The 20,408-nt window shown below is 71.8% G+C and carries 21 protein-coding genes; 11 read left to right on the forward strand and 10 right to left on the reverse strand.

Features of this window, described 5'->3' with window-relative positions:
- Positions 1 to 184 precede the first annotated feature (184 nt).
- From C1J01_RS19970 to C1J01_RS19980, 3 genes are read left to right on the forward strand one after another with little or no spacing between them, the layout of a single operon-like run.
- Entirely contained in the window at positions 185 to 1,342 is a 1,158-nt protein-coding gene (locus C1J01_RS19970) for an NAD-dependent epimerase/dehydratase family protein (protein ID WP_111180501.1), read from the forward strand.
- On the forward strand, positions 1,339 to 2,082 hold the full coding sequence (locus C1J01_RS19975) for a class I SAM-dependent methyltransferase (RefSeq protein ID WP_111180502.1): 744 nt from the start codon (positions 1,339 to 1,341) through the stop codon (positions 2,080 to 2,082). The genes C1J01_RS19970 and C1J01_RS19975 overlap by 4 nt, the downstream gene beginning before the upstream one ends.
- A complete protein-coding gene (locus C1J01_RS19980; protein ID WP_181448863.1) occupies positions 2,075 to 2,590 on the forward strand; it encodes a GtrA family protein in 516 nt (171 codons plus the stop codon). The genes C1J01_RS19975 and C1J01_RS19980 overlap by 8 nt, the downstream gene beginning before the upstream one ends.
- Here the strand turns inward: C1J01_RS19980 and C1J01_RS19985 are convergent.
- Both C1J01_RS19985 and C1J01_RS19990 read right to left on the reverse strand, forming a co-directional pair.
- Positions 2,488 to 3,312 (reverse strand): glycosyltransferase family 2 protein, encoded by an 825-nt coding sequence (locus C1J01_RS19985; protein ID WP_111180503.1) that lies wholly within the window; start codon positions 3,310 to 3,312, stop codon positions 2,488 to 2,490. The two genes, C1J01_RS19980 and C1J01_RS19985, sit on opposite strands and share 103 nt — an antisense overlap.
- Positions 3,309 to 4,229: an NAD-dependent epimerase/dehydratase family protein gene (locus tag C1J01_RS19990; RefSeq protein WP_111180504.1), complete on the reverse strand. Its 921-nt coding sequence runs from the start codon at positions 4,227 to 4,229 to the stop codon at positions 3,309 to 3,311. The genes C1J01_RS19985 and C1J01_RS19990 overlap by 4 nt, the downstream gene beginning before the upstream one ends.
- A gap of 175 nt (positions 4,230 to 4,404) precedes the next feature.
- Here C1J01_RS19990 and C1J01_RS19995 point away from each other — a divergent pair, with 175 nt between their 5' ends.
- A complete protein-coding gene (locus C1J01_RS19995) occupies positions 4,405 to 5,643 on the forward strand; it encodes a glycosyltransferase 87 family protein (RefSeq protein ID WP_146615661.1) in 1,239 nt (412 codons plus the stop codon).
- Between the two features lie 54 nt (positions 5,644 to 5,697).
- Complete coding sequence (locus tag C1J01_RS20000; RefSeq protein WP_111180506.1) at positions 5,698 to 6,339, forward strand: hypothetical protein; 642 nt, start codon at positions 5,698 to 5,700, stop codon at positions 6,337 to 6,339.
- Between the two features lie 36 nt (positions 6,340 to 6,375).
- Here the strand turns inward: C1J01_RS20000 and C1J01_RS20005 are convergent, their stop codons facing one another.
- Positions 6,376 to 7,149, reverse strand: a complete 774-nt coding sequence (locus C1J01_RS20005) for a D-alanyl-D-alanine carboxypeptidase family protein (RefSeq protein WP_235854548.1) — start codon at positions 7,147 to 7,149, stop codon at positions 6,376 to 6,378.
- Between the two features lie 173 nt (positions 7,150 to 7,322).
- Between C1J01_RS20005 and C1J01_RS20010 the strand changes: the two genes are divergently transcribed.
- Positions 7,323 to 7,514 (forward strand): YegP family protein, encoded by a 192-nt coding sequence (locus tag C1J01_RS20010; protein ID WP_111180507.1) that lies wholly within the window; start codon positions 7,323 to 7,325, stop codon positions 7,512 to 7,514.
- Here C1J01_RS20010 and C1J01_RS20015 read toward each other — a convergent pair.
- Positions 7,511 to 8,047 (reverse strand): DedA family protein, encoded by a 537-nt coding sequence (locus C1J01_RS20015; RefSeq protein ID WP_235854549.1) that lies wholly within the window; start codon positions 8,045 to 8,047, stop codon positions 7,511 to 7,513. The genes C1J01_RS20010 and C1J01_RS20015 overlap by 4 nt on opposite strands.
- Positions 8,048 to 8,183: 136 nt before the next feature.
- Here C1J01_RS20015 and C1J01_RS20020 point away from each other — a divergent pair, with 136 nt between their 5' ends.
- Complete coding sequence (locus tag C1J01_RS20020; RefSeq protein WP_146615662.1) at positions 8,184 to 8,684, forward strand: hypothetical protein; 501 nt, start codon at positions 8,184 to 8,186, stop codon at positions 8,682 to 8,684.
- Here C1J01_RS20020 and C1J01_RS20025 read toward each other — a convergent pair.
- From C1J01_RS20025 to C1J01_RS20035, 3 genes are all read right to left on the reverse strand, one after another.
- Positions 8,653 to 12,045 carry an ATP-binding protein gene (locus C1J01_RS20025; RefSeq protein WP_111180509.1) on the reverse strand — a complete coding sequence of 1,131 codons (3,393 nt, stop codon included), beginning with the start codon at positions 12,043 to 12,045 and terminating at the stop codon, positions 8,653 to 8,655. The two genes, C1J01_RS20020 and C1J01_RS20025, sit on opposite strands and share 32 nt — an antisense overlap.
- Before the next feature lie 78 nt (positions 12,046 to 12,123).
- Complete coding sequence (locus C1J01_RS20030) at positions 12,124 to 13,185, reverse strand: lysylphosphatidylglycerol synthase domain-containing protein (RefSeq protein WP_111180510.1); 1,062 nt, start codon at positions 13,183 to 13,185, stop codon at positions 12,124 to 12,126.
- Between the two features lie 51 nt (positions 13,186 to 13,236).
- Complete coding sequence (locus C1J01_RS20035) at positions 13,237 to 14,055, reverse strand: PIG-L deacetylase family protein (RefSeq protein ID WP_235854550.1); 819 nt, start codon at positions 14,053 to 14,055, stop codon at positions 13,237 to 13,239.
- 38 nt (positions 14,056 to 14,093) lie between these two features.
- Between C1J01_RS20035 and C1J01_RS20040 the strand changes: the two genes are divergently transcribed.
- The gene (locus tag C1J01_RS20040; protein WP_111180521.1) at positions 14,094 to 15,188 is read left to right on the forward strand and encodes a glycosyltransferase; all 1,095 of its coding nucleotides are present in this window, start codon (positions 14,094 to 14,096) and stop codon (positions 15,186 to 15,188) included.
- A 186-nt stretch (positions 15,189 to 15,374) separates the two neighbouring features.
- On the opposite strand, the gene C1J01_RS20045 is transcribed toward C1J01_RS20040, so the two are convergent.
- Together C1J01_RS20045 and C1J01_RS20050 are read right to left on the reverse strand one after the other, a co-directional pair.
- Positions 15,375 to 15,752, reverse strand: a complete 378-nt coding sequence (locus C1J01_RS20045; RefSeq protein ID WP_111180512.1) for a DUF8711 family protein — start codon at positions 15,750 to 15,752, stop codon at positions 15,375 to 15,377.
- 89 nt (positions 15,753 to 15,841) lie between these two features.
- Positions 15,842 to 16,405 (reverse strand): TetR/AcrR family transcriptional regulator, encoded by a 564-nt coding sequence (locus C1J01_RS20050; protein ID WP_181448866.1) that lies wholly within the window; start codon positions 16,403 to 16,405, stop codon positions 15,842 to 15,844.
- A 51-nt stretch (positions 16,406 to 16,456) separates the two neighbouring features.
- Here C1J01_RS20050 and C1J01_RS20055 point away from each other — a divergent pair, with 51 nt between their 5' ends.
- Both C1J01_RS20055 and C1J01_RS20060 read left to right on the forward strand, forming a co-directional pair.
- The gene (locus tag C1J01_RS20055) at positions 16,457 to 17,548 is read left to right on the forward strand and encodes an FAD-dependent oxidoreductase (RefSeq protein ID WP_111180514.1); all 1,092 of its coding nucleotides are present in this window, start codon (positions 16,457 to 16,459) and stop codon (positions 17,546 to 17,548) included.
- Between the two features lie 64 nt (positions 17,549 to 17,612).
- A complete protein-coding gene (locus C1J01_RS20060) occupies positions 17,613 to 18,725 on the forward strand; it encodes an aromatic ring-hydroxylating oxygenase subunit alpha (protein WP_111180515.1) in 1,113 nt (370 codons plus the stop codon).
- On the opposite strand, the gene C1J01_RS20065 is transcribed toward C1J01_RS20060, so the two are convergent.
- The gene (locus C1J01_RS20065; protein WP_235854551.1) at positions 18,695 to 19,240 is read right to left on the reverse strand and encodes a DUF1707 SHOCT-like domain-containing protein; all 546 of its coding nucleotides are present in this window, start codon (positions 19,238 to 19,240) and stop codon (positions 18,695 to 18,697) included. The genes C1J01_RS20060 and C1J01_RS20065 overlap by 31 nt on opposite strands.
- Positions 19,241 to 19,424: 184 nt before the next feature.
- Here C1J01_RS20065 and C1J01_RS20070 point away from each other — a divergent pair, with 184 nt between their 5' ends.
- Positions 19,425 to 20,354: an anti-sigma factor RsbA family regulatory protein gene (locus C1J01_RS20070; protein ID WP_111180517.1), complete on the forward strand. Its 930-nt coding sequence runs from the start codon at positions 19,425 to 19,427 to the stop codon at positions 20,352 to 20,354.
- Positions 20,355 to 20,408: the final 54 nt, after the last annotated feature.

Consider the following 20,408-nt stretch of genomic DNA (forward strand, 5'->3'; position numbering starts at 1 on the left):
TCCAGATACGCTCTGCAGTACCTGTGGAACAGCTGAAGAAGTGGCCCGCTGAATCGAGGTTGGGCCCGTAGCTGTGCTAGGACTTTACATAAGTCTGTTGCCGGTGCACTCGTCAAACCTCGGTACAGTCCAGGACATTCTGTGGGTGTCGGCAGTACCTCGTAGTGAAAGTGAGATCAGTTTTATGCGGGTGTTGGTCCTGGGCGGTGACGGCTATCTCGGCTGGCCGACTGCGCTCTACCTGTCACAAGCCGGTCATGATGTCGCGGTCGCCGACAACTTCGTGCGGCGCCAGTACGACTTCGAGCTGGGCGCCGACAGCCTGGTCCCGATCGAGTCACTGCAGGTCCGCGTCGAAACCTGGCGGCAGGTGACGGGCAAGTCGATCGAGATGTTCATCGGCGACCTCTGCGACGCGGAGTTCACCTACCAGATGATCAAGGACTTCCGTCCTGAGGCGGTGGTGCACTTCGCCGAGCAGCGTGCGGCGCCGTACTCGATGATCGACCGCAAGCACGCGGTCTACACGCAGGTCAACAACGTGGTCGGCACGCTCAACCTGCTGTACGCGATCAAGGAGATCGACCCGGACATCCACCTCGTCAAGCTCGGCACGATGGGCGAGTACGGCACGCCCAACATCGACATCGAAGAGGGCTGGCTGGAGCTGGAGTACAAGGGCCGCAAGGACCGGGTGCTCTACCCCAAGCGACCGGGCTCGTTCTACCACCTGTCCAAGGTGCACGACAGCCACAACATCGAGTTCGCCTGCCGGATCTGGGGCCTGCGCGCCACCGACCTCAACCAGGGCGTCGTCTACGGCCAGCAGACCGCCGAGACCGCGCTCGACGACCGCCTGGCCACCCGCTTCGACTACGACGCGGTCTTCGGCACGGTGCTCAACCGGTTCGTCATCCAGGCCGTGCTCGGCCACCCGCTGACCGTCTACGGCAGCGGCGGCCAGACGCGGGGCATCATCGACATCCGCGACACCGTCCGCTGTATCGAGCTGGCCTGTGACAACCCGGCCGAGCCCGGCGAGTTCCGCGTGTTCAACCAGATGACCGAGTCGATGTCGGTGCTCGACATCGCCAACACGGTCGCCGAGGCCTTCCCCGGCGCGGTGACCATCGACCACCTGGACAACCCGCGCGTCGAGTTCGAGCAGCACTACTACAACGTCACCCACACGGCGCTGGTGAAGCTCGGCCTCGAGCCGCACCTGCTGTCCGACACGCTGATCACCTCGCTCTTCGACATCGCCAAGCGCTACGGCGACCGGGCGAACCTGGAGGCCATGCAGCCCCGGGTCAACTGGCGCGGCGCCGGTGAGCGGCGGTGACGAGCGGCGGTGAGGGCGCCTTCGCCCGCGCCACCGGCCGCGAGGCGGAGGAGGGCGGGGCCGACAAGCCCCGCTACCGTCGCTACCAGTACGAGCTGATCTCGCCGTTCTGCGGGCCCAGCATGCTGGAGGTCGGCGCGGGGCTGGGCGAGTTCGCGGCGCAGTTCACCGACCGGCGGCGCCTGGTCGTCAGCGACGTCGACCCCGACGCCGTCGAGGTGATGAAGACCCGCTTCGCCGCCCACCCCAACGTGCAGGCCCTGCAGTTCGACCTCGGCGCCGGCGCGTGCCTCGACGACCCGGTCGACACCGTGGTCGCCATGAACGTCCTCGAGCACTTCGAGGACGACGCCGCCGTCCTGAGCCTGCTGTCCCGCTCGGTCCGCCCGGGCGGCACCGTCGTGCTGTGGGTGCCCGCCTACATGGCGCTGTACGGCGACTTCGACCGCAGGGTCGGCCACTTCCGCCGTTACACCCCCGCCACCATGCGCCAGGTCGCCCAGCGGGCCGGCCTGGAGGTGCTGGTGTCCCGCCCGGTCAACCTGCTCGGCGGCGTGGCGTGGTGGGCGGCGGTCCGCCTGGGGCGGGCCGGCACCCCCAAGTCGGGCATGGTCGGCCTGTACGACCGCGTGATCGTCCCGGTGACCAAGGTCCTCGACCGCGTCCTGCCGATTCCGTTCGGGCAGTCGGTGCTGGGAGTCTTCCGGGTGCCGCAGAGCGGGCATGCGCGGCGTGACTGATCTGCTGCGCCGTCTGCTGGGCCGGCTGCCACGCGTCTTCACGCGGTACACCACCGCGTCCGTGGCGGCCGGCGTGGTCAGCGAGGCCACGCTGCTGACGGCGTACGGCACCCATCTGCTCACGCCGGGACAGGCGTCCGCGGCGGGGTGGGCGAGCGGCGCGGTGCTGAACTTCGTGCTCAACCGGTGGTGGGTCTTCCGGCACCGGGAGCAGCCGAAGCCGTTGCGCGAGGTGCTGGGCTTCTGGCTGACCTCGCTGGCCGCCCTGGCGCTGTCGACCTGGGCGACCGGGGTCGCGGCGCGGCTGGCCGCGCCACTGGAGCACGGCCCCCGGGTGATCCTGGTGGGGGCCGTGTTCCTCGGCGTCTACGGGCTACTGTTCGTGGCGAAGTTCGCCCTGTTCCACTATTTCGTCTTCGCCGGAAAGGGGCGCTCGGAGACCGGCTCGGGCAGCGGCGCGGGCCGCCGCCGCTCCCGCCACCAGGTGCCGAGCACCACGCGCGAGTAGCGGTAACCGTAGACCAGGTTGCCGCCCTTCTTGGTGCTCCCGGCGGTGCGCAGCCGCATCGTCGCGGGCACCTCGGCGACGCGGTAGCCCCGCGCGATCACGCCGATCAGCAGCTCCGACGACTGGTACTGCGGCTGGCGCAGCTCCACGGCCCCCGTGACCTGCGCGCGCATCGCCCGCAGCCCGAACGACGTGTCGGTGACGCTCTGCCCGGTCAGCCGGCTGATCAGGAACGCGAACACGTGGACCCCGGCGCGGCGCACCCGGTCGTAGGTCTCCTGGCGGCCCAGCACCCGCGAACCGGTCGCGAAGTCGGCCTCGCCCCGCAACACCGGCGCCAGCACCCGCGGGATGTCGGCCGGGTCGTACTGGCCGTCGGCGTCGGTCGTCACGATGTAGTCGGCGCCGCCGGCCCGCGCGATGCGGTAACCCAGCCGCAGCGCCGCCCCCTGGCCGCGGTTGACCGGGACGTCGCAGACCATCGCGCCCGCCTTGCGGGCGACCGCCGCGGTGTCGTCGGTGGCGCCGTCGACGACCACGATGGTCGCGCAGTCGTGTCCGTCGATCTGGGACGGCAGCGACTTCACCACGTCGCCGATGCCGTCCTCCTCGTTGTAGGCGGCGATCACGATCGCGATCGGCGGCAGGTCCGCGCCGTGCTCGGCCGTGAACGCCGCCAGCGCGGCGGCGTCGATGTCCTGTTGCGTCGTCTCTGGGGTCATGTGTGTTCCTCGTCGCCGGAGAAGTCGGGCCAAACTCCGGCCATTCCTGTGGTCAGGTCGTGTCGCGGCTCGTATCCGAGCGCCCTGGCCCGGGAGATGTCCAGGACCACCGCCGGCATCTCGCCCTGCTTGGCGGGAACGTGCTCGACGGGGATGGGCGCCCCGGTGACCTGGCGGGCCGCGTCGATGAGGTCGTTGACGCTCACCGAACGGCCGGAGCCGACCACCAGCGGCCCGGTGTGCCGCACCCGCCAGGCGAGCATAACGGCCTGGACGATGTCGTCGACGTGCACATAGTCGCGCAGTTGCATGCCGTCGCCGTAGACCTGGACACCCTTGCCCGCGGCTGCCGCGCGCATCAGGCGCGGCACGAAGCTGTCCTTGTGCCGCATGCCGGGGCCGTAGACGTTGGCGAACCGCAGCGAGGCCGCGTGCATGCCGTACGACTGCGCGTACGCGCTGAGCAACATCTCGCCCGCCGCCTTGGTCGCGCCGTACGGCGTGAGCGGCCGGGGCGGCAGGTCCTCGCTGATCGGCGTCGAGCCGACGTCGCCGGTGACCGCGTTGGTCGAGGCCAGCACGAAGGCGGGCACCTCCCGCTCGCGGGCCAGCTCCAGCAGGTCGGCGGTCGCCTCGACATTGAGCCGGTACGTGCCGGCCGGGTCGGACACCGACTTCAGCACCGACGTCACCGCCGCCAGGTGCACCACCGCGTCGAGGCCGGGCGTGACGACCTTCTGTCTCACCTGCGGATCGCACAGGTCACCGACGACGCACTCCACCGCTTTGTCAGGGTGCTCCACCAGGTCGGCGACCACGACCTCGGCCCCGCCGGCCAGCAATGCCGACACGAGACGCCTGCCGATGAATCCCGATCCTCCGGTGACGAGTACACGGGTCCCGTCAAGCTCCGGCATTCGGCGTTTCCTTTCACTTAGGTCACAACCGACCTTACCGGCCTTCGCGGGGCCCTCGTACGCACGAGCCCGCCCGTCGCCGGCCGTGCGCGGAGTGCTTTCAGCGATCCCATAGGCTACCTTCCTCCGGCAACCGACCTCCGGCGTACGGCGGCCAGGCGATGAGGGGAGAGGCGTGAGCCCTGCAGTGGTGATGGGACCTCCGCTGGTGGTGGGGCTGGTGCTGGCGGTGATCGCCGGGCGCCGCGGATGGGCACCGCCGCTGTGGGTGGCACTCGCGGCCGGTGCGGTGCTGCGTCTCGCCGTCATGCTGCCCGCCGCCAACGACCCCGTGGTGCCGTACGACTTCGGCCACGACTTCGTCGACGCGGGCCAGGCCGTGCTGAACGGCCAGAACCCCACCATGCACCTGCGCGAGGGCGGCTGGCACTTCCTGCCCTTCCTCGCGTACGTGCTGGCCGGCCAGCTGAAGCTGGGCGAGATCCTCGGCCTGTCGTGGGGGATCGCGGGGCGGATCGTGCCCGTCGTGGCCGACCTCGTGCTCATCGCGCTGGTCGCCAAGCTCGCGGGCGCCGAGAAGGGCAACCTGCGCGCCTTCCAGTACGCGCTGGTCCCGCTGGGCGTGATGGTGAGCGCCCTGCACGGGCAGTTCCCGCCGATCACGCTGGTGTTCGCGGTGGCCGCGCTGGTCTGCGCGCGTTCCCAGCGCGCCCACGCCGCCGGGCTGCTCATCGGCCTGTCGATCGCGTGCACCCACTGGTCGGTGCTCATCGTCCCCGGGGTCGTGCTGGCCGTGGCCGGGGCCCGGGGGCGGCTGACCGTGCTGGGGTGGACGGCCGGTGTGCCGGCGGCGTTCCTGCTGTCCGGCTCGGTGTTCCTGGACACCTCGCTGAGCCAGTTGCCCGAGCTGGCGGCGCGCATCATGTCGACCAGGCCGGTGGTGGGCGACTGGGGCTGGACGCCGCTCTTCACGGGCGGCGCCCAGGCCGAGTCGCCGATCCTGGGCCGGATCGGCATGGTCGTGCTCGTGCTCGGGCTGGCCGCGGCGGCGTGGTGGTGGCGTCGGGCCGACCCGGTCGACCTCACCCTCGTCCTGCTGCTCGTCTTCCTCATCGTGACCCACCGGCTCGGCGCTCAGTACCTGCTGTGGCCGGTCCCCTTCCTGCTCGCCAGGCCGACCCGCGCCGTCTGGCCCGCGATCACTCTGGCGAGCCTGTGGGCCGCGTTCGGCTATCTGCGGTTGTACGAGGTCATCGGTGTGGGTTATTGGGCTTCCCATCCGTGGTGGGCCTACTCCTCCTTCATCGTCATCGCCTTCCTCGTCCGCGCGCTGCCATGGGATCGGCGGGTCGCCACCGGCCAGGCCACCACGAAAGCGACCACCTCGAAGGACGCCGTGCCCGCCGTCGAATGATGCTGCACAATGTGAGCGACCGATGACGTAGAGCGAGGGTTCTCGGGGGCTCCCATGCACACGGCCTGGCTGATCACCGCCTGGCTCGTCGCCGCCCTCGCTCCCGCCGGTTCCGCTCTCTCGTCTTCACCTCATCCCCTTGCCGGGGTGATCGCCGGCCGTGCTTCCGCCGTCCCGCCTCCGCCCGACGCCCCGGTCGGCGGGGTGCCCGTTCGGGTGGCGGCTCGTGCGCCGGGCCCGGTGCTGGTGTGTGATGTCGCCACGCCGCTGGTGCGGCCGCTGGGATTCACCCCTCCGGTACGGCTGGTGCCGGGCCGGGTCGCCGTCCGGGGCAACTTCGAGCTCACCGGTTGCGCCTCGGCCGGCCGGTCGGCGGCGTCGCTGCGTTCCGGGTGGGCCGTGTTGAAGGCCACGGCGCAGGCGTCGTGCACCAGCGTCCGGCAGGTGCGGGGCAGCGTCCTCGTCACGTGGTTCGACGTGACCGGCCGTCCGGCGGGCACCTCGAAGGTGCGTCTGCGCGCCGACCGCCTGGTCGCCCGCCATCCGGCCGAGGCGTTGCTCGACGGCGCGGTCACGGCGGGACGGCTGACCGGCGCGCGGGTCCACGGCGTCCTCGCCGCCCCCGCCACCCTCCTCGGCTGCGCCACCGCGGGCACCACCACCCTCTCCGGCGCCGGCCGCATCACGTTCCGCTGAACGCCTTCCCGTGTCATGCGGTGTTCTTCGCGCGGGTCAGCCGAAGGCGATCTGGTCGTCGGCGTAGTCGAGGAGGCGTTCGGCCGTGGTGAAGCGGCGTTCGTTCTGGTCGCCCAGGAGCACGCCCACCACCTCCCGGCCGTTGCGCTCGCCCGCGAACAGCAGGCAGTAGCCGGCCGCCCGGGTGAAGCCGGTCTTGACGCCCAGCACGTCGTCGGCCCGGTCGAGCAGCTTGTTCGTGTTGTGCCAGACGTGCGCCCGGTGCACGGCCGTCTTGGCCACCCGGTGCACCGGCTTGCCGACGATGGTCCTGAACACGCTGCTGCGCATCGCGTGCTGGGCCAGCCTGACCTGGTCCGCGGCCGTGGAGTGGCCGCCGTTGGCGGGCGTCGGCATGCCGTCGGCGTTGGTGTAGCGGGTGTCGGAGAGCCCGAGCGCGCGGGCGGCCCGGTTCATCTTGGCCACGAACGCCGTCTTGCCGGGCCCGTAGTGCCGGGCCAGGACGTTCGCGGCGTCGGCGCCCGACGGGAGCATCAGGGCGTACAGCAGGTCCCTGACGGTGAAGCGCTCACCGGCGCGCAGACCGGCGGTGGCGGCGCCGCCGCGGGCGGCGTACCTGACGTCGATGGCGTCGACCCTGATGACGTCGCTCAACTGCGCCTCGCTGAGCACGACGTACGCGGTCATGACCTTGACCAGACTCGCGACCGGCATGCGTTTCGTGTGCCGTTTGCCGTAGTGGACCGTTCCTGCGGAGTCGATGACGTACGCGGACTTCGCCCCGACGTGCGGGGCCTCCACGGCGGCCACGGCGGGGGAAGAGAACCCCACAAGCGTGGCGACTACGACAGAGCTGATGAAACCCCCAATACGCATGACAATCATGGTGACAGGCGATCAAGGTTTCGTTTGCTTAATTCAGCTATGAGTCGCTATCAGACGGGGGTAAATCATTCATAGATCCGATATGGCGGGGGACAGTCATGGCAGGAAAATTCATCATTAGTGAGGATGAACAGGGCGGATACCGTTTCGCTCTCGTCGCGAACAACGGGCAGACGCTCGCCGTCGGAAGCGGGTTCCCGTCCAAGATGGCATGCGTGAACGGCATCGAAACCGTACGCAGGAACGCTCCAGAGGCCGTGATCGAGGACCTGAGCGCGAGCGAGCGCTAGGAGACCGGCACCTTCTCCTCGGCCGCGCGCCGCCTGCGCCGGCGGCGTACCGAGAGCCAGGCCACGACGGCGACGACCGCGACGGCCACGGCTCCGGCCGCCAGCGGCGAGCGCGCGGCCAGCTCCAGCCAGCCCCACACGAGCGCCGTCATGCCGAACCACCACATCGGCGCCCAGGTCAGGCAGCCCAGCGCGCTGGCCACGACGTACCAGGGATAGGAGACGCGCAGCGCCCCCGCGACCCACGGGAGCGTGTGGCGCAGCACGGGCACCCAGAAGCACCCGTAGACGGCCAGCGCACCCCACTTCTCGACGACCTGCTCGATCTTCGCGATCCGCTCGCGGCCCATCTTGACGCCGACCCGCGACTCGTAGAGGCGCTCGCCGAGCCTGCGGCCGACCCAGTAATAGACCTGGAACGCCGCGAACAGCGCCAGGATCAGGATGGCGCCCACCAGCCAGTAGGGCAGCCCCAGCCAGTACGGAGCGGTGGGGGCGGGGACGGCGAACGTCGCGAGCCGCATGCTGCTCATCCCCTCCTTGATCCTTAGGTCAGCCTTACCTTAGTTCAAAAGTGGACGTTTGTGCTACAACCACCTGCAACCAGCCGACAAGCAGCGCTCAACCTCTCCGCCTCACTCTAGGTGTGAGCAGGAAGAGGTGGAGACCATGTCGACCAGAAGCGCGGCCGTCCTGACCGGCACCGCGGGCGCGGCCCGGATGTTCGTCGCGGCCCTGGCCTTCACCAGCGCGTACGTCGGATTCTCCGCCTACGGCGCCGCGACCTCCGACACCCGGGCCGAGCAGATCACCCTGTCGTCCCGCGCGCTGCCCGTCACCGCCCCCGCCGCCGAGGTCGCCCCGGCGAAGAACGGCGAGATCGCCGTGAGCGTCGTGGCCGACGGCGGCTGCGCCCGCTCGTACGAGGCGCGCAGCCTGCTCGTCAACCCCGAGCCCGGCCAGAGCATGCGCTACGGCTGGCGGCTCGCCCGCTGGAGCCCCGCCACCAAGACCTGGCGGACGTACCTGCGCGGCCACGACGGCTTCGCCGGCGCCGAGCGCACGGCCGAGTGGCGCGCCCAGATCTCCGGCAACCCCGGGTGGTACCGCGTCGAGCTGACGGCCGGCGGCGAGGCCGTCACGAGCGAGCGTTTCCAGGTGAGCTGCTGACCGACTGCCGGGCCGCCTCAACCCAGCGCGGCACGCCCACCCGCTCGGCCACCTCCAGCGCCTTCTCGTAATGCTCGCGCGCGGCCTCGGGCTGGCCCAGGCGGACAGCCAGGTCGCCGAGCGTCAGCGCCACCGGCCACAGCGCGACCACGCCGGTGCCGGCGCCCGCCACCCGGTCGGCGAACGGCTTGAGCTTGTCGTAGCAGTCGACCATCCGCTCGCGGTCGTCGAGCAGCATGCCGGCCAGCGCCCGCCAGGTCATCGCCAGCTCGTACAGGAAGTCGGGGCGCACCGGCGGACGGGTGGCGGCCACGGCCCTGGCATCGCTGAGGTGGCCCGCCGAGGCCAGCGCCAGCGCGTACGCGTCGAGCGTCCACTTCGCGCCGCGCTGGTGTTTCTCGGCCAGCAGGTCGACCATCTCGGCCGCCCGCCCCGCCACCAGGTGCAGGCAGAACGTCGTGATCAGCGGGAGGTCCTGGCGGCCCTCCAGCATGCCGGCCCGCGCCGTCATGCGGGCCGCCTCGCGGTAGGCCCGCTCCGCGCCCTCGTAGTCACCGGCGATCATCAGCCGCTGACCCGAGTACCAGACCACGACCGCGGCGGGCGCCGACAGGTCGTACTGCCTGGCCAGGGCGTCGGCCGCCGCGGCGTGCTCGTCGGCCGCCGCGAACTCGCCCCTCGCCGCCGCGCACTCCAGCAGCACCAGGTGAGCGAGGGCCTGGGTGGCCATCTGACCCGAACGCTGGGCGACCTCCAGCAGCTCCCGGCCGATGCTCTCCCGCGAATCGACCGCCGGGATGTCGTACGACTGGCGAAGCCGCCCGCTCAGCGCCGCGGCGATCAGCGCCGGGTCGCCGCTCTGCCGGGCCAGCTCCAGCGCCTCCAGCGACGCCTGCCGCCCGCGCTCGGGCGCGGAGGAACCCTCCAGCTCCAGCGCCAGCGTGGTGAGCAGGCTCGCCCGCAGCCGCTGCTCGCCCGGCGGCAGCTCCATGAGCGCCTTCTCGGTGACGTCGACGATCTCCCACGCCGTACGGGTGAAATCGCGCGCCATGCCCTTGTGCGGCACGGCCAGCGACGCCGCCACCTTCGCCGTGAGCTCCAGGTCGCCCAGCGGCAGCGCGGCGTCCATCGCCTGGCGGCGCAGCAGCCGGGCCGCCTCCATGTCGCCGCAGAGCGCGAGCGCCCGGATCTGGCGCAGCATGAGCCGCAGCCGCTCCTTGGCCCGCACGGGCAGGTCGCCCTGCTGGTCGCCGCGGGACCGGTCGAACGCGGCGATGGCCTGCTCCCACAGCGTGGCCGCCTCGCGGTGGGCGAAGCGCCGCTCGGCCTGCTCGGCCGCCAGGCCCGCGTAGTGGACCGCCTTGCCGGCCGCGTCGGCCAGGAAGTAGTGGTGGGCCAGCGCCGCCACGTCGGACGGCGCCCGCTGCTCGATGACCGCCGCCACGGCCGCGTGCAGCCGGGTGCGGCGCAGCCGGGAGGCGTCGGAGTAGATCGTGTCGCGCACCAGGTCGTGGTCGAACCTGAGCAGCCCCGGCCCCGGCTCGGTCACCAGCCCCGCCAGCAGCGCCGCCTCGACCGCCTCGATCACCGCGTCCTCGTCACCGGCGACCGCGATCAGCACGTCGAGATCGACGTCGCGGCCGATCACCGCGGCCTGCAACAGGATCTGCTGGGCACCCGACGGCAGCCGCGAGATGCGCCGACGCAGCACGTCGCGCACGCCGGACGGCACCTGCGAGAGCACCTCGGTGGCGCTGGCCCGATCGGCCGCGCCCTCGGAGTCGAGCAGCCGCACGGTCTCGCGCACGAAGAACGGGTTGCCGGCGGTGCGCTCGACGATCGACTTGACCGCGTCCTCGTCGATCTCGCGGACGCAGGTGGCCTTGACCAGCTCGGCCACCGCCTTCGGGTCGAGCCCCGACAGGCCCACGCGGACCGGGCCGAGCCGGGCCAGAGCGGCCAGCACGTCGGACTGGCGGTCGTCGAGCTCGCTCTCGCGGCACGTCACCACCAGCAGCACCCGGCTGGTCGCCAGCAGGCTCGGCAGCGCGCGCAGCAGGGCCAGCGTCTGGTCGTCGGCCCAGTGCAGGTCTTCGAGCGTCAGCAGCACGGGGCCACGCCGCGCCACCCCCGCGAGATAGCCGCCGACCGCGCGGTGCAGGCGGAAGCCGCCGGAGACCTCGTCCTCGTCCGGATCGGGGGCGGCGTCGTCGAGCAGCGGCGCGAGCAACTGGGCGTATTCGCCGGCGCCGGTCACGCCGACGAGCGTGCGCAGGATCTCGACCCACGCCCAGCCGGGCGGGGTGGCGCTGGAGTCGGGGCAGGCGCCCGAGGCGGTGATCCAGCCGTCGTCGGCCAACCGGCTCTCCAGCCGGCGCAACAGCGTGGTCTTGCCCGCGCCGGCCACGCCGGTCACCACCGCGACCTGGAACCGGCCCGTACGGGAGGCCGCGGTGGTCAGCCGGGCCAGCTCGGCGTCACGGCCGACGAACGGCTCCGGCTCCAGCGGCGGCGGCTCGACGGGCTGGGCGGGCCGGGGCGGCCAGGTGTCGGTGACCGGCGCGGCGGCCCTCGGGGCGCGCGCCGGCGGCGCCAGGTCCAGCTCGGGCGACTGGGCCAGGATGTCGGACTCGAGCTTGCGCAGCGCGGGCCCCGGGTCGATGCCCAGCTCGTCGGCGAGGATCGTACGGGCCCGGCGCAGCGCGGCCAGCGCGTCGCCCTGGCGACCGCAGCGGTAGAGGCCGAGCGCCAGCAGCCGCCAGCCCTCCTCGCGCAGCGGGTGCTCGGTGGTGAGCGCCTCCAGGTCGGGCACGGTCTCGGCGTGCAGACCGAGCCGCAGGCCGGTGTCGGCGTGGCGGTCGCGGGCCACCAGACGCAGCTCGGTGAGCCGGTTGACCTCGGCCTCGGCCCACGCCTGGTCGGCGAAGTCGGAGTAGGGGGTGCCGCGCCACAGGCCGAGCGCCTTCTCCAGACGGGCGCGGGCGGACTGCGGGTCGCCCTCCTCCAGGTGCTCGCCGGCGGCGCGGACGAGCTGCTCGAACCGGAGCGCGTCGACCTGGTCGGGCGCCACGCGCAGCGCGTAACCGGAAGCGACCGTCACCAGCAGCCGGTTGGGGCCGCCACGCGGGCGGCCGGGCTCCAGCACCCTGCGCAGGCGCGAGATGTAGACCTGCAGGCCCGACTGCGCGCCCTTGGCCGCGTCGTCGTCCCACAGATCGTAAAGGAGTGTGTCAACAGGGACGACCTGCCCCCTGGCCACGAGAAGCCGGGCGAGGACGGCCCGCTGCCGCAGACCGCCGAGGTCGAGTTCGTCGTCGTGTTCGTACGCCTCGACTGGCCCCAGAACTCGGAACGCCACCATGTCAGCCGCCACGCTATGCGCGCCCGGGAACCACGCACAAGGCCCGGGGTTCACTAACACGCGACGGGTTCGGGATTATCACTGGGCAGCCTTCGAGATCGCGGATGGGGGCTCCGCGCCGGCGTTCCGGCCGTTGCGCCTGCGCAGCAGTGCCCAGGCGCCCAGTGCCAGGCCGCCGAACGGGATCTCGATAGTGTAAGTCCAGAACCCGAAAATCAGTGCGGTGGCCGTCGCCGGTGCGGCCGGCACACCGAACGCCGTGGTCAGCAGCAGCACCACGCCGCCCTCCATGATCCCCGCGCCGCTCGGCGTGATCAGCGCGCTGGTGAGCACGCGCGACAGCGCGAAGACGGCGATCGACTGCGCGAGGCCGGGCCAGGCGCCGGTGGCGTGCATGCAGACCGCCATGATCGCCCACTGGAAGCCCAGGAAGAACAGCATGCCGAGCGACAGCCCCGGCCACCGGGTGTGCACGACGTCCGCCGTGTCGGCGCGCAGCCGGTGGAACGCCTCGGAGGCGTGCACCCGCAGCCGCAGCAGCCGGGTGACGGCGTCGAGCACCCGGCCGAGCACGACGGCGGCCCGCTCCCAGTAGAGCGCGACCGCCACGACCGCGCAGAGCACGAGGATGGAGATCGCGCCCGTCCAGCCCGCGTTCGCCACGGTGGAGTCGGGCACCTCGCCCGCCAGGAGCAGCGCGATGATGCCGACCGCCGGCAGGACGAACCTGAACAACGTGTTCCAGATGCCGCTGACGAGCGTCATGACGACGAACGGCCGGCTGCCGAAGCCCCACCCCTTGGTCATCGCGAACGACAGCGCCACGCCGAGCGCGCCGCCGAACGGCAGCAGGTTGCTCACCGCGCTGCCGGCCGCGTTGAGGGTCAGGCCCTGCAGGTTGTTCAGCCCGGGCAGCGAGTTGGTCAGCACGAACGAGTACGCCAGCAGGCTGAGCAGCCACAGCGCGGCCATGAGGGCGATCTCGCCGGCGTCGAGCCTGCCGAACACCGCGCCGATCTCGTGCCAGGAGACCGGCTTGCCGGTGAGGGCGCGCACGATCTGCGGGAGGTAGACCACGAGCAGCACGGCGAGCCCGAGCGACAGCACGGACAGGGCGATCTGGAGCCACTTGTTCTTCATTGTGGGTCCAGTCTGCCGTGCGGGGGAGGGCGAGACCGTCGTCCGGTGGTATTACTTCGGCCACCCGTCGAAGGGATGAGTGAGGCGGGCGCCGGGCGGCAGGTCGCGGCGGACGTACCACTCGGTGCCGAAGACCAGGCGGTAGAGGGGGCGCGGGACCTTCAGCATGACGGCGAGGGTGCGGTCGCTGTCGCCGCCGCTGGCCTGGGAGGCGTGCGCGGCCATGGAGGCCCGCTTCTGTTTCGTATATTTCCGGACGTTCACCCGGTGTGTGATCGTCTCGCCCGGCGCGTACGCGCTCTCGAACGTGCGTACGTCGAACTCCGGCGGGAACCGGTAGAAGCGGCCGGCCAGCTTCAGCAGCCGGACCAGCGGGTCGCGGTTGACCGTCGCCTCCAGCACGATCTCGGTGCCCGCGATCTTCGCCGCCCGCCTGCCGACGCGGTGGACCTGCACGTGGTCGGGGTGCCCGTAGCCGCCCGCCGGGTCGTAGATGGTCAGCAGGTCGGCCTGCTCCTCCTGCAGGATCGCGGCGAGGGCCTTGGCGGCCTCCTCGGTGTCGGCGTCGATGAAGGCGTTGTCGGGCCGCTCGTCGGCGACACCGCCCTTGGGGCTCAGCCCTGAGTCGCCGTAGCCGAGGCACTCGACGCGGGCGCAGCCGAGCAGCGCGGCCGAGGTGTAGAGCTCCTTGAGCCTGGTCTCGCCGAGGGCCTCGCCCGGCTCGATCTCGGCCAGGCCGCGCTCGCCCGCGGTGGCGACCACGAGGACCACGCGGTGTCCCTCGGCCGCGAGCTTCGCCATGGTGCCCGCCGTCAGCAGGGCCTCGTCGTCGGGGTGGGCATGGAAGAACACAGCGGTACGTGGAGGCACAGGCCCAGATTAGTCTGGGAGGGGTGCGGATCTTTCACGTGAGTGACTGTTACCTGCCACGACTCGGGGGGATCGAGGTCCAGGTGGCCGATCTCGTGCGCATGCAGCGCGTGGCCGGGCACGAGGTGTCGGTGGCCACGGCGACCCGGGGGGAGCCGCTCGAGGGTGTGCGCCGCGTCGTCGCGCGCATGCCGTTCGACCTGCCGGTGCATCCGTTCGGCGTGGGTCATCTGACGCGTTTGATCACCTCGTCGCGTCCCGACGTGGTGCACGTGCACACGGGGGCGGTCTCGCCGTTCGCGTGGATGGGGGTGCGGGCGGCGTTCCGGGCGGAGGTGCCGTGCGTGGTGACGGTGCACAGCATGTGGGATCCGGGCACGCGGGCGCTCTACCGGCTGCTGCGGCTGGCGTACGGCTGGCAGCGGTGGCGGCTGGTGGCGACCACGGTGAGCAACGCCGCCGCGGCGCCGATCCGGGCGGTGGCGGGGCCGACGGTGCCGGTGCGCGTGGTGTCCAACGGGCTCGACCTGTCGGGCTGGGCGCCGCCGCCCGGGCCGCCCGACCGGCGCGAGGAGGTGCACATCGTCGCGGTGGGCCGGCTGGCGCCGCGCAAGCAGCCCGTACGTCTGCTGCGGCTGCTGCGCACGGCCCGCGCCCGGGTGCCGGCGCGCATCCCGATGCGGGCGACGATCGTCGGGGACGGCCCGGCGCGCGGGCAGATGGAGCGTTACCTGGCCCGGCACGGCATGGCCGACTGGGTGTCGCTGCCCGGCCGTTACACCCGCGAGCAGATCGCGAAGGTGCTGGAGTCGGCCGACGTGTTCGTGGCGCCCGCGCCGCGCGAGTCGTTCGGGATCGCGGCGCTGGAGGCGCGGGCGGCGGGCCTGCCCGTGGTGGCCAGGGCGCAGAGCGGGGTCGCCGACTTCGTCACGAACGGCACCGAGGGGCTGCTCGGGCGTTCGCTGGGCGATCTGGCGCGGGCGGTGGCGCGGCTGTGCTCCGACGCGGAGCTGCGCACGTCGATCGCGGCGCACAACCGGGCGACGCCGCCCACGGCCGGCGCGTGGCCTTCGGTGCTGGAAGGGTTCGACCAGGCGTACCGCCAAGCCCGGGAGCGGTCCAGCGCCGTGTGAGCGGGCGGGTGTCATGCGCGCCGTGGTCTCCGGCCGGCAGCTCGGCGTCGTTCACTCAGCGGAGAGGACCCGCACCAGATGGTCGGCCGGTTCGCCGGGCCGCTCGTCGCCGCCGCGTGATCAGGTGAGCAGACGCGGTCGCCGTCCTCTCCTGCCCCCCACAGGGGGACGGCGACCGCGGGCCCGTCAGGAGCAGGCAGCCGTGATCTTGCTGGTGAAGCCGTTCAGCTTGCCGGTGAACTCCGTGGCGCTGGTGAGGTCGCCGCCCTCCATTGTCTGGAAGCCGTCGGCGAGGTCGTTCAGCGCGGCGGCGACTTCGCCGTCGTACTTGCCCGCGAGCTCCTTCGTCTGGTCCGCCGCGGTCTTCGACGCCTCCCCGAAGGCGTTCTGGTCCGTGGGGTTCGACGTGATGGCGTTGCTCCACTCGGTGGCGATCTTGCTGGCCTCGCTCGCGGCCGTGTTGCAGTCGACGGCCTGCCCGACGGCCCCGCAGGAGGTGACGCCGAGGGCGGCAAGAGTCAGCGTCGCGGCCGTGATGGCCAGGCGACGTCGAGGGGGTGTCATTTTCCGTGCCCTTCGTAGATGTAGCGAACGAAAAGCACGGTAGAAGTCACGACTTAACCGTCACTTGCACCCCAGTAACACCAAGGGTGTCAAGCGGGTGTAAAGCCATGCAAGAGCGCTCGAACAACGTCCTCCGGTTCGGGTAGGGGGAGGTCCAGGAGCCCCCGGTAGGCGACGAATCCGGTGAACATGTCGGTGAGCAGCCACAGGTCGGCGTCAGGAGAGAGTTCGCCGCGTTCGATCGCGCGCTCGTACACGACCCACGAGCGTTCCATGCGGGTGCGCATGCCGGTGCGGAGGATCTCGGCGACGGCGGGGTCGCGGCCGGCCTCGCCGTACACCTGCTTGGCCAGGCGCGCGATGCCGGGCAGCCGCCACAGGGCGAGCGTGTCGGTGACCACCGCGTGCAGGTCGCCCGCCAGCGACCCGGTGTCGGGGACGGCGACGTGGGCGTCCATGAAACCCGCGATGGCCTCCAGGATCATGTCGCGTTTGCTGCCGTACCGGCGGAAGACGCTCGCCCGGCCCACGCCGGCCGCGGTGGCGACGTCGTCCATGGTGAAGTCGAGGCCGTGGGTGAGCACGAGTGTCGCCGCGGCCTGCCGGATGCGCTCGCCGACCGTGGGGTCGGGCTTGCGGCCGCGTGCAGACATTGTGATACTCCAAGTATCTGATACTGAGGGTCTCATGGAACGAGGACGGTAATGAGGGTAGTGGTGATCGGCGCCGGCGTCGCGGGGCTCGCCCTGGCGCGCGGCCTGCTGAACGCGGGCCACGACGTCGAGGTGTACGAGGAGGCCCCCGAGCCGCGTACGGCAGGCGGCTCGGTCACGCTCTGGCCCGGCAGCACGGCCATCCTGGAGCGGCTCAAGGCCGACCTCGGCGGCGTCGGCCGCCGCCTGGAGACCATGGAGTCGTGGTCCGGCGACGGCCGCCCGCTGTTCACCGTCGACCTGACCGCCGCCGAACGCCGCTACCGCCACCCGACGGTCCACGTGGCCCGCAGCGAGCTGGTCGAGGTGCTCGCCGACGGCGTGCCCGTCACGTACGGGGCGCGGGCCGAGCACGTCGTGCCCGAGCGGGCCGAGGTGCGGCTGGCCGGCGGCGGCACCGTCCGCGGCGACGTGCTCGTGGGCGCCGACGGCCGCCGCTCGGCGGTGCGCGCCGCGCTGTGGGGCGACGACCCGGCCCGGCTGAGCGGCTGGGTCACCTGGCAGGGCTTCACCACCGCGCCGACCACGTTGACCGAGCAGCGCCGCGCCGTGATGATCCCCGGCGGGCAGGGTCTGTGCGGGCTGATCCCGGCGGGCAGGGGCCGGCTGCTGTGGTGGTTCGACGTCAGATCGGCTCCCGGCCGGCCCTTCTGGGAGGACGACCCCCGCATCGTGGAACGGCTGCGCGAGCGGTTCGCGGGCTGGCCGGACCCGGTGCCGGCCGTCCTGGAGAGCCTCGACGAGCCCGACTTCTTCCCCCACCACCGGCATCACGTCCCCGTGGCCTGGGGGAAGGGCCCGACGACGCTGGCCGGCGACTCGGCGCACACCATGCCGCCCACCATGGCCCAGGGCGCCAACCAGGCGCTGGAGGACGCCTGGGCGCTCAGCGGCTCGATCGGCGACCTGCGCGCCTACGAGCGGGCCCGCACGAAGGTGGTGCGCCGGCCCGCCCGGCTGGCCGCGACGGAGGTCACCAACGTCCAGCACACCTTCGCGGGGCTCATCCCCGACCGGCTGGCGACCAGGATGTACACCGCGTGGCTGCGCGGCGCCAGCAACTACCTCTTGACAGTGTCCTGAGCGCCGCCGCACGATGCCGCATATAGCGCAACTCTGCGCGTAATACGCAACAAGGCGGTGTCGGTTGACCAGCACGTCGAGCCTGATCCCCACGCTTCCCGGCCGTTCGTACACCGACCCCGAGATCTTCGCCGACGAGCAGGCCAAGATCTTCGAAAGCCTCTGGTTCTGCGCGGTCCGCGCGCAGGACCTGCCGAAGCCGGGCGCGTTCCGCACCGTGCAGGTCGGCCGGGAGAGCGTGATCGTCGTGCGGGGGCGCGACGAGCGGCTGCGCGCCTTCCTCAACGTCTGCCGCCACCGCGGTGCCCGCCTGTGCGTCGAGCAGGCGGGCCAGGCCGGCCGCACGATCAGGTGCGCCTACCATGCCTGGGCCTACGACCTCGACGGCCGGCTCGCCGCCGCGCCCAACCTGGCCAAGATGCCCGACATCGACCGGGCCGAGTACGGGCTCGTGCCCGTCCACCTGCGCGAATGGCTGGGCTACGCGTGGGTGTGCCTGGCGGCCGAGCCGCCGTCGTTCGAGGAGACCGTGACGTACGCGGCCATCGAGCGCCTCGGCGATCCGGAGGCCATCGACCGCTACCGCGTGGACGAGCTGGCCCTCGGCCGCCGCATCGTCTACACCGTCAAGGCCAACTGGAAGCTCCTGGTCGAGAACTTCATGGAGTGCTACCACTGCGCCACCATCCACCCCGAGCTGACCGCCGTGCTGCCGGAGTTCGCCGGCGGCTACGCGGCGCAGTACTACGTCGGTCACGGCGCCGCCTTCGCCGAGCGGGCACAGGGTTTCACCGTGGACGGCGGGCCGGGCTTCGACAGGCTGCCCGGCGTGGCGCAGGAGCAGGATCGCCGCTACTTCGCGATCACCGTCAAGCCGCAGGTGTTCGTCAACCTGGTGCCCGACCACGTGATCCTGCACCGGATGTATCCCATGGCCGTGGACCGGACGGTGGTCGAGTGCGACTGGCTCTACCACCCCGACGTGGTCGCCTCGGGCGCCGACCTGTCACGGTCGGTCGAGTTGTTCCACCGGGTCAACGAGCAGGACTTCGACGCCTGCGAACGGACCCAGCCGGGCATGTCGTCACGGGCGTACCGCGAGGGCGGGGTGCTCGTGCCGAGCGAGCACCACATCGGCCTCTTCCATCAGTGGGTGAACCTGCGCCTGCGCGGATAGCGCACGGTCAGGCCGCCGTACTTCGCGTGGCCCTTGATCACCACGTACAGGGCGCCGGGACGGGGCCGACCGGGCACGTCGGAGTCGGCCCTGCCCCATTCGGACCGGAAGGAGTCCACGTTCGCCGCCGCGCCCTCGGGCAGGATGATCTTGGCGGAGCCGTAGGCGAGGTCCAGCTCGACCTCCACGACCTGGTGGGGGATGACGGCCTGGGAGAAGTCGAGCTCGACGCTGCCGTACTTGGAGGCGGCGCGCAGCCGCCGGGGGACGCCCCAGTCTCCGGAGCGCTTGATGTTGCCCGACTTCGACTCCAGGTCGATCACCTCGTCGACCTGCTCCACCGGCAGATCGGTGACCAGGCCCCGCAGGTCGGCGTAGGTCTTCGCGGTCAGCGCGATCTCGAGGCGGTCTTCGAGCTCCAGGTGGGTGAGGCGGCCTTCGGTGAACGCCTGCTGTAGTCGCTGCGCCGTGCGCTCGCGGTCCGCGTCGGAGACGCGCATCTGCAATTCCGACATATCTCGAGCATAGGGACGCGCCGATCAGAACGGGAGGCGTCGGCCGGAGGGAGTGCGCAGATCGAGGGTGGGCTCTTTAGGCCTGCTTGGGCGGGGACGGTGGATGACCTGGACTCTTTTCACATGATAAGAGGTACCCCGTGGATTGCCGTGAACTCCTCGCGCTTCGGTAGCGTGATGAGCGATGTCGGCCGAGCGTTTCCACCACGTGGCCCTCTTCTACCGGGGGGACCGCGAATACACGGCTGCCACCACGGCTTTCGTGCGCGCGGGGCTGGCCGCCGGCGAGCCGGTCGCGGTGGCCGTCCCGCCGGCCAGGCTCGCGCTCATCAGGTCGGCGCTCGGCCCCGACGCCGGGGCGGTCCGCCTGCTCGACATGTCCGAGGCGGGGCGCAACCCGGGCCGGATCCTCCCGGCCGTGCTGCGCGACTTCGCCGACCGGCACCCCGGCCGCCACGTGCGCATCATCGGCGAGCCGATCTGGCCGGGCCGCACCGAGGTCGAATATCCCGCCTGCGCCCAGCACGAGGCGCTCATCAACCCGTCGTTCGCTGGCCGGCGGGTGACGATCGTGTGCCCATACGACGCCGTGGGCCTGACGGAGGAGGTGCTGCGCGAGGCGGCGCGCACCCATCCCGTGCTGCGCGCCGGCGCGGCGGAGCGGCCCAGCCGCGACTACGCGCCCGAGGTGGTGCTCCAGCACCACAACCGGCCGTTCAAGGAGCCGGAGAAGTGCGCCTTGCTGCGGTTCGACCGCACCAACCTGTCGGCGGCGCGCGTGCTGGCCGCGCGGGAGGGCGCGGAGCTGGGCTTCCGCGGCGACCGCCTCGACGACATCCGGCTCGTGGTGGCCGAGCTGGCCGCCAACAGCCTCGACCACGGCGGCGGCTCCGGCACGGTCCGGGTGTGGGACGACGACGGCGTGCTGGTGTGCGAGGTCGCCGACCGCGGCCACATCACCGACCCGCTGGCGGGCCGCCGGCCGGTCGACCCGCAGTGCCCAGGCTCGCGCGGCCTGCTCATCGTCAACCTGCTCAGCGATCTCGTCCGCGTGCACACCCGGCCGGGCGCGACCACGGTCCGCGTCTACTTCGACTCCCGGCGGCCCTTCTGACAGCCCGGTGGCGGGCTCCGTACCGTCCCTGAGGGGGCGGGCCCTATCAGGGGC

Origin of the sequence: Nonomuraea aridisoli (genome assembly GCF_003236395.1) — a bacterium.
Taxonomy (GTDB): Bacteria; Actinomycetota; Actinomycetes; order Streptosporangiales; family Streptosporangiaceae; genus Nonomuraea; species Nonomuraea aridisoli.

What these genes read in the sequence shown, in the direction of transcription:
- C1J01_RS19970 (WP_111180501.1), top strand. Translation starts at nt 185, where the DNA reads ATGCGGGTGTTGGTCCTGGGCGGTGACGGCTATCTCGGCTGGCCGACT.
- C1J01_RS19985 (WP_111180503.1), bottom strand. Translation starts at nt 3,312, where the DNA reads ATGACCCCAGAGACGACGCAACAGGACATCGACGCCGCCGCGCTGGCG.
- C1J01_RS19990 (WP_111180504.1), bottom strand. Translation starts at nt 4,229, where the DNA reads ATGCCGGAGCTTGACGGGACCCGTGTACTCGTCACCGGAGGATCGGGA.
- C1J01_RS20000 (WP_111180506.1), top strand. Translation starts at nt 5,698, where the DNA reads ATGCACACGGCCTGGCTGATCACCGCCTGGCTCGTCGCCGCCCTCGCT.
- C1J01_RS20010 (WP_111180507.1), top strand. Translation starts at nt 7,323, where the DNA reads ATGGCAGGAAAATTCATCATTAGTGAGGATGAACAGGGCGGATACCGT.
- C1J01_RS20015 (WP_235854549.1), bottom strand. Translation starts at nt 8,047, where the DNA reads ATGAGCAGCATGCGGCTCGCGACGTTCGCCGTCCCCGCCCCCACCGCT.
- C1J01_RS20020 (WP_146615662.1), top strand. Translation starts at nt 8,184, where the DNA reads ATGTCGACCAGAAGCGCGGCCGTCCTGACCGGCACCGCGGGCGCGGCC.
- C1J01_RS20025 (WP_111180509.1), bottom strand. Translation starts at nt 12,045, where the DNA reads ATGGTGGCGTTCCGAGTTCTGGGGCCAGTCGAGGCGTACGAACACGAC.
- C1J01_RS20030 (WP_111180510.1), bottom strand. Translation starts at nt 13,185, where the DNA reads ATGAAGAACAAGTGGCTCCAGATCGCCCTGTCCGTGCTGTCGCTCGGG.
- C1J01_RS20045 (WP_111180512.1), bottom strand. Translation starts at nt 15,752, where the DNA reads ATGACACCCCCTCGACGTCGCCTGGCCATCACGGCCGCGACGCTGACT.
- C1J01_RS20050 (WP_181448866.1), bottom strand. Translation starts at nt 16,405, where the DNA reads ATGTCTGCACGCGGCCGCAAGCCCGACCCCACGGTCGGCGAGCGCATC.
- C1J01_RS20055 (WP_111180514.1), top strand. Translation starts at nt 16,457, where the DNA reads ATGAGGGTAGTGGTGATCGGCGCCGGCGTCGCGGGGCTCGCCCTGGCG.
- C1J01_RS20065 (WP_235854551.1), bottom strand. Translation starts at nt 19,240, where the DNA reads ATGTCGGAATTGCAGATGCGCGTCTCCGACGCGGACCGCGAGCGCACG.
- C1J01_RS20070 (WP_111180517.1), top strand. Translation starts at nt 19,425, where the DNA reads ATGTCGGCCGAGCGTTTCCACCACGTGGCCCTCTTCTACCGGGGGGAC.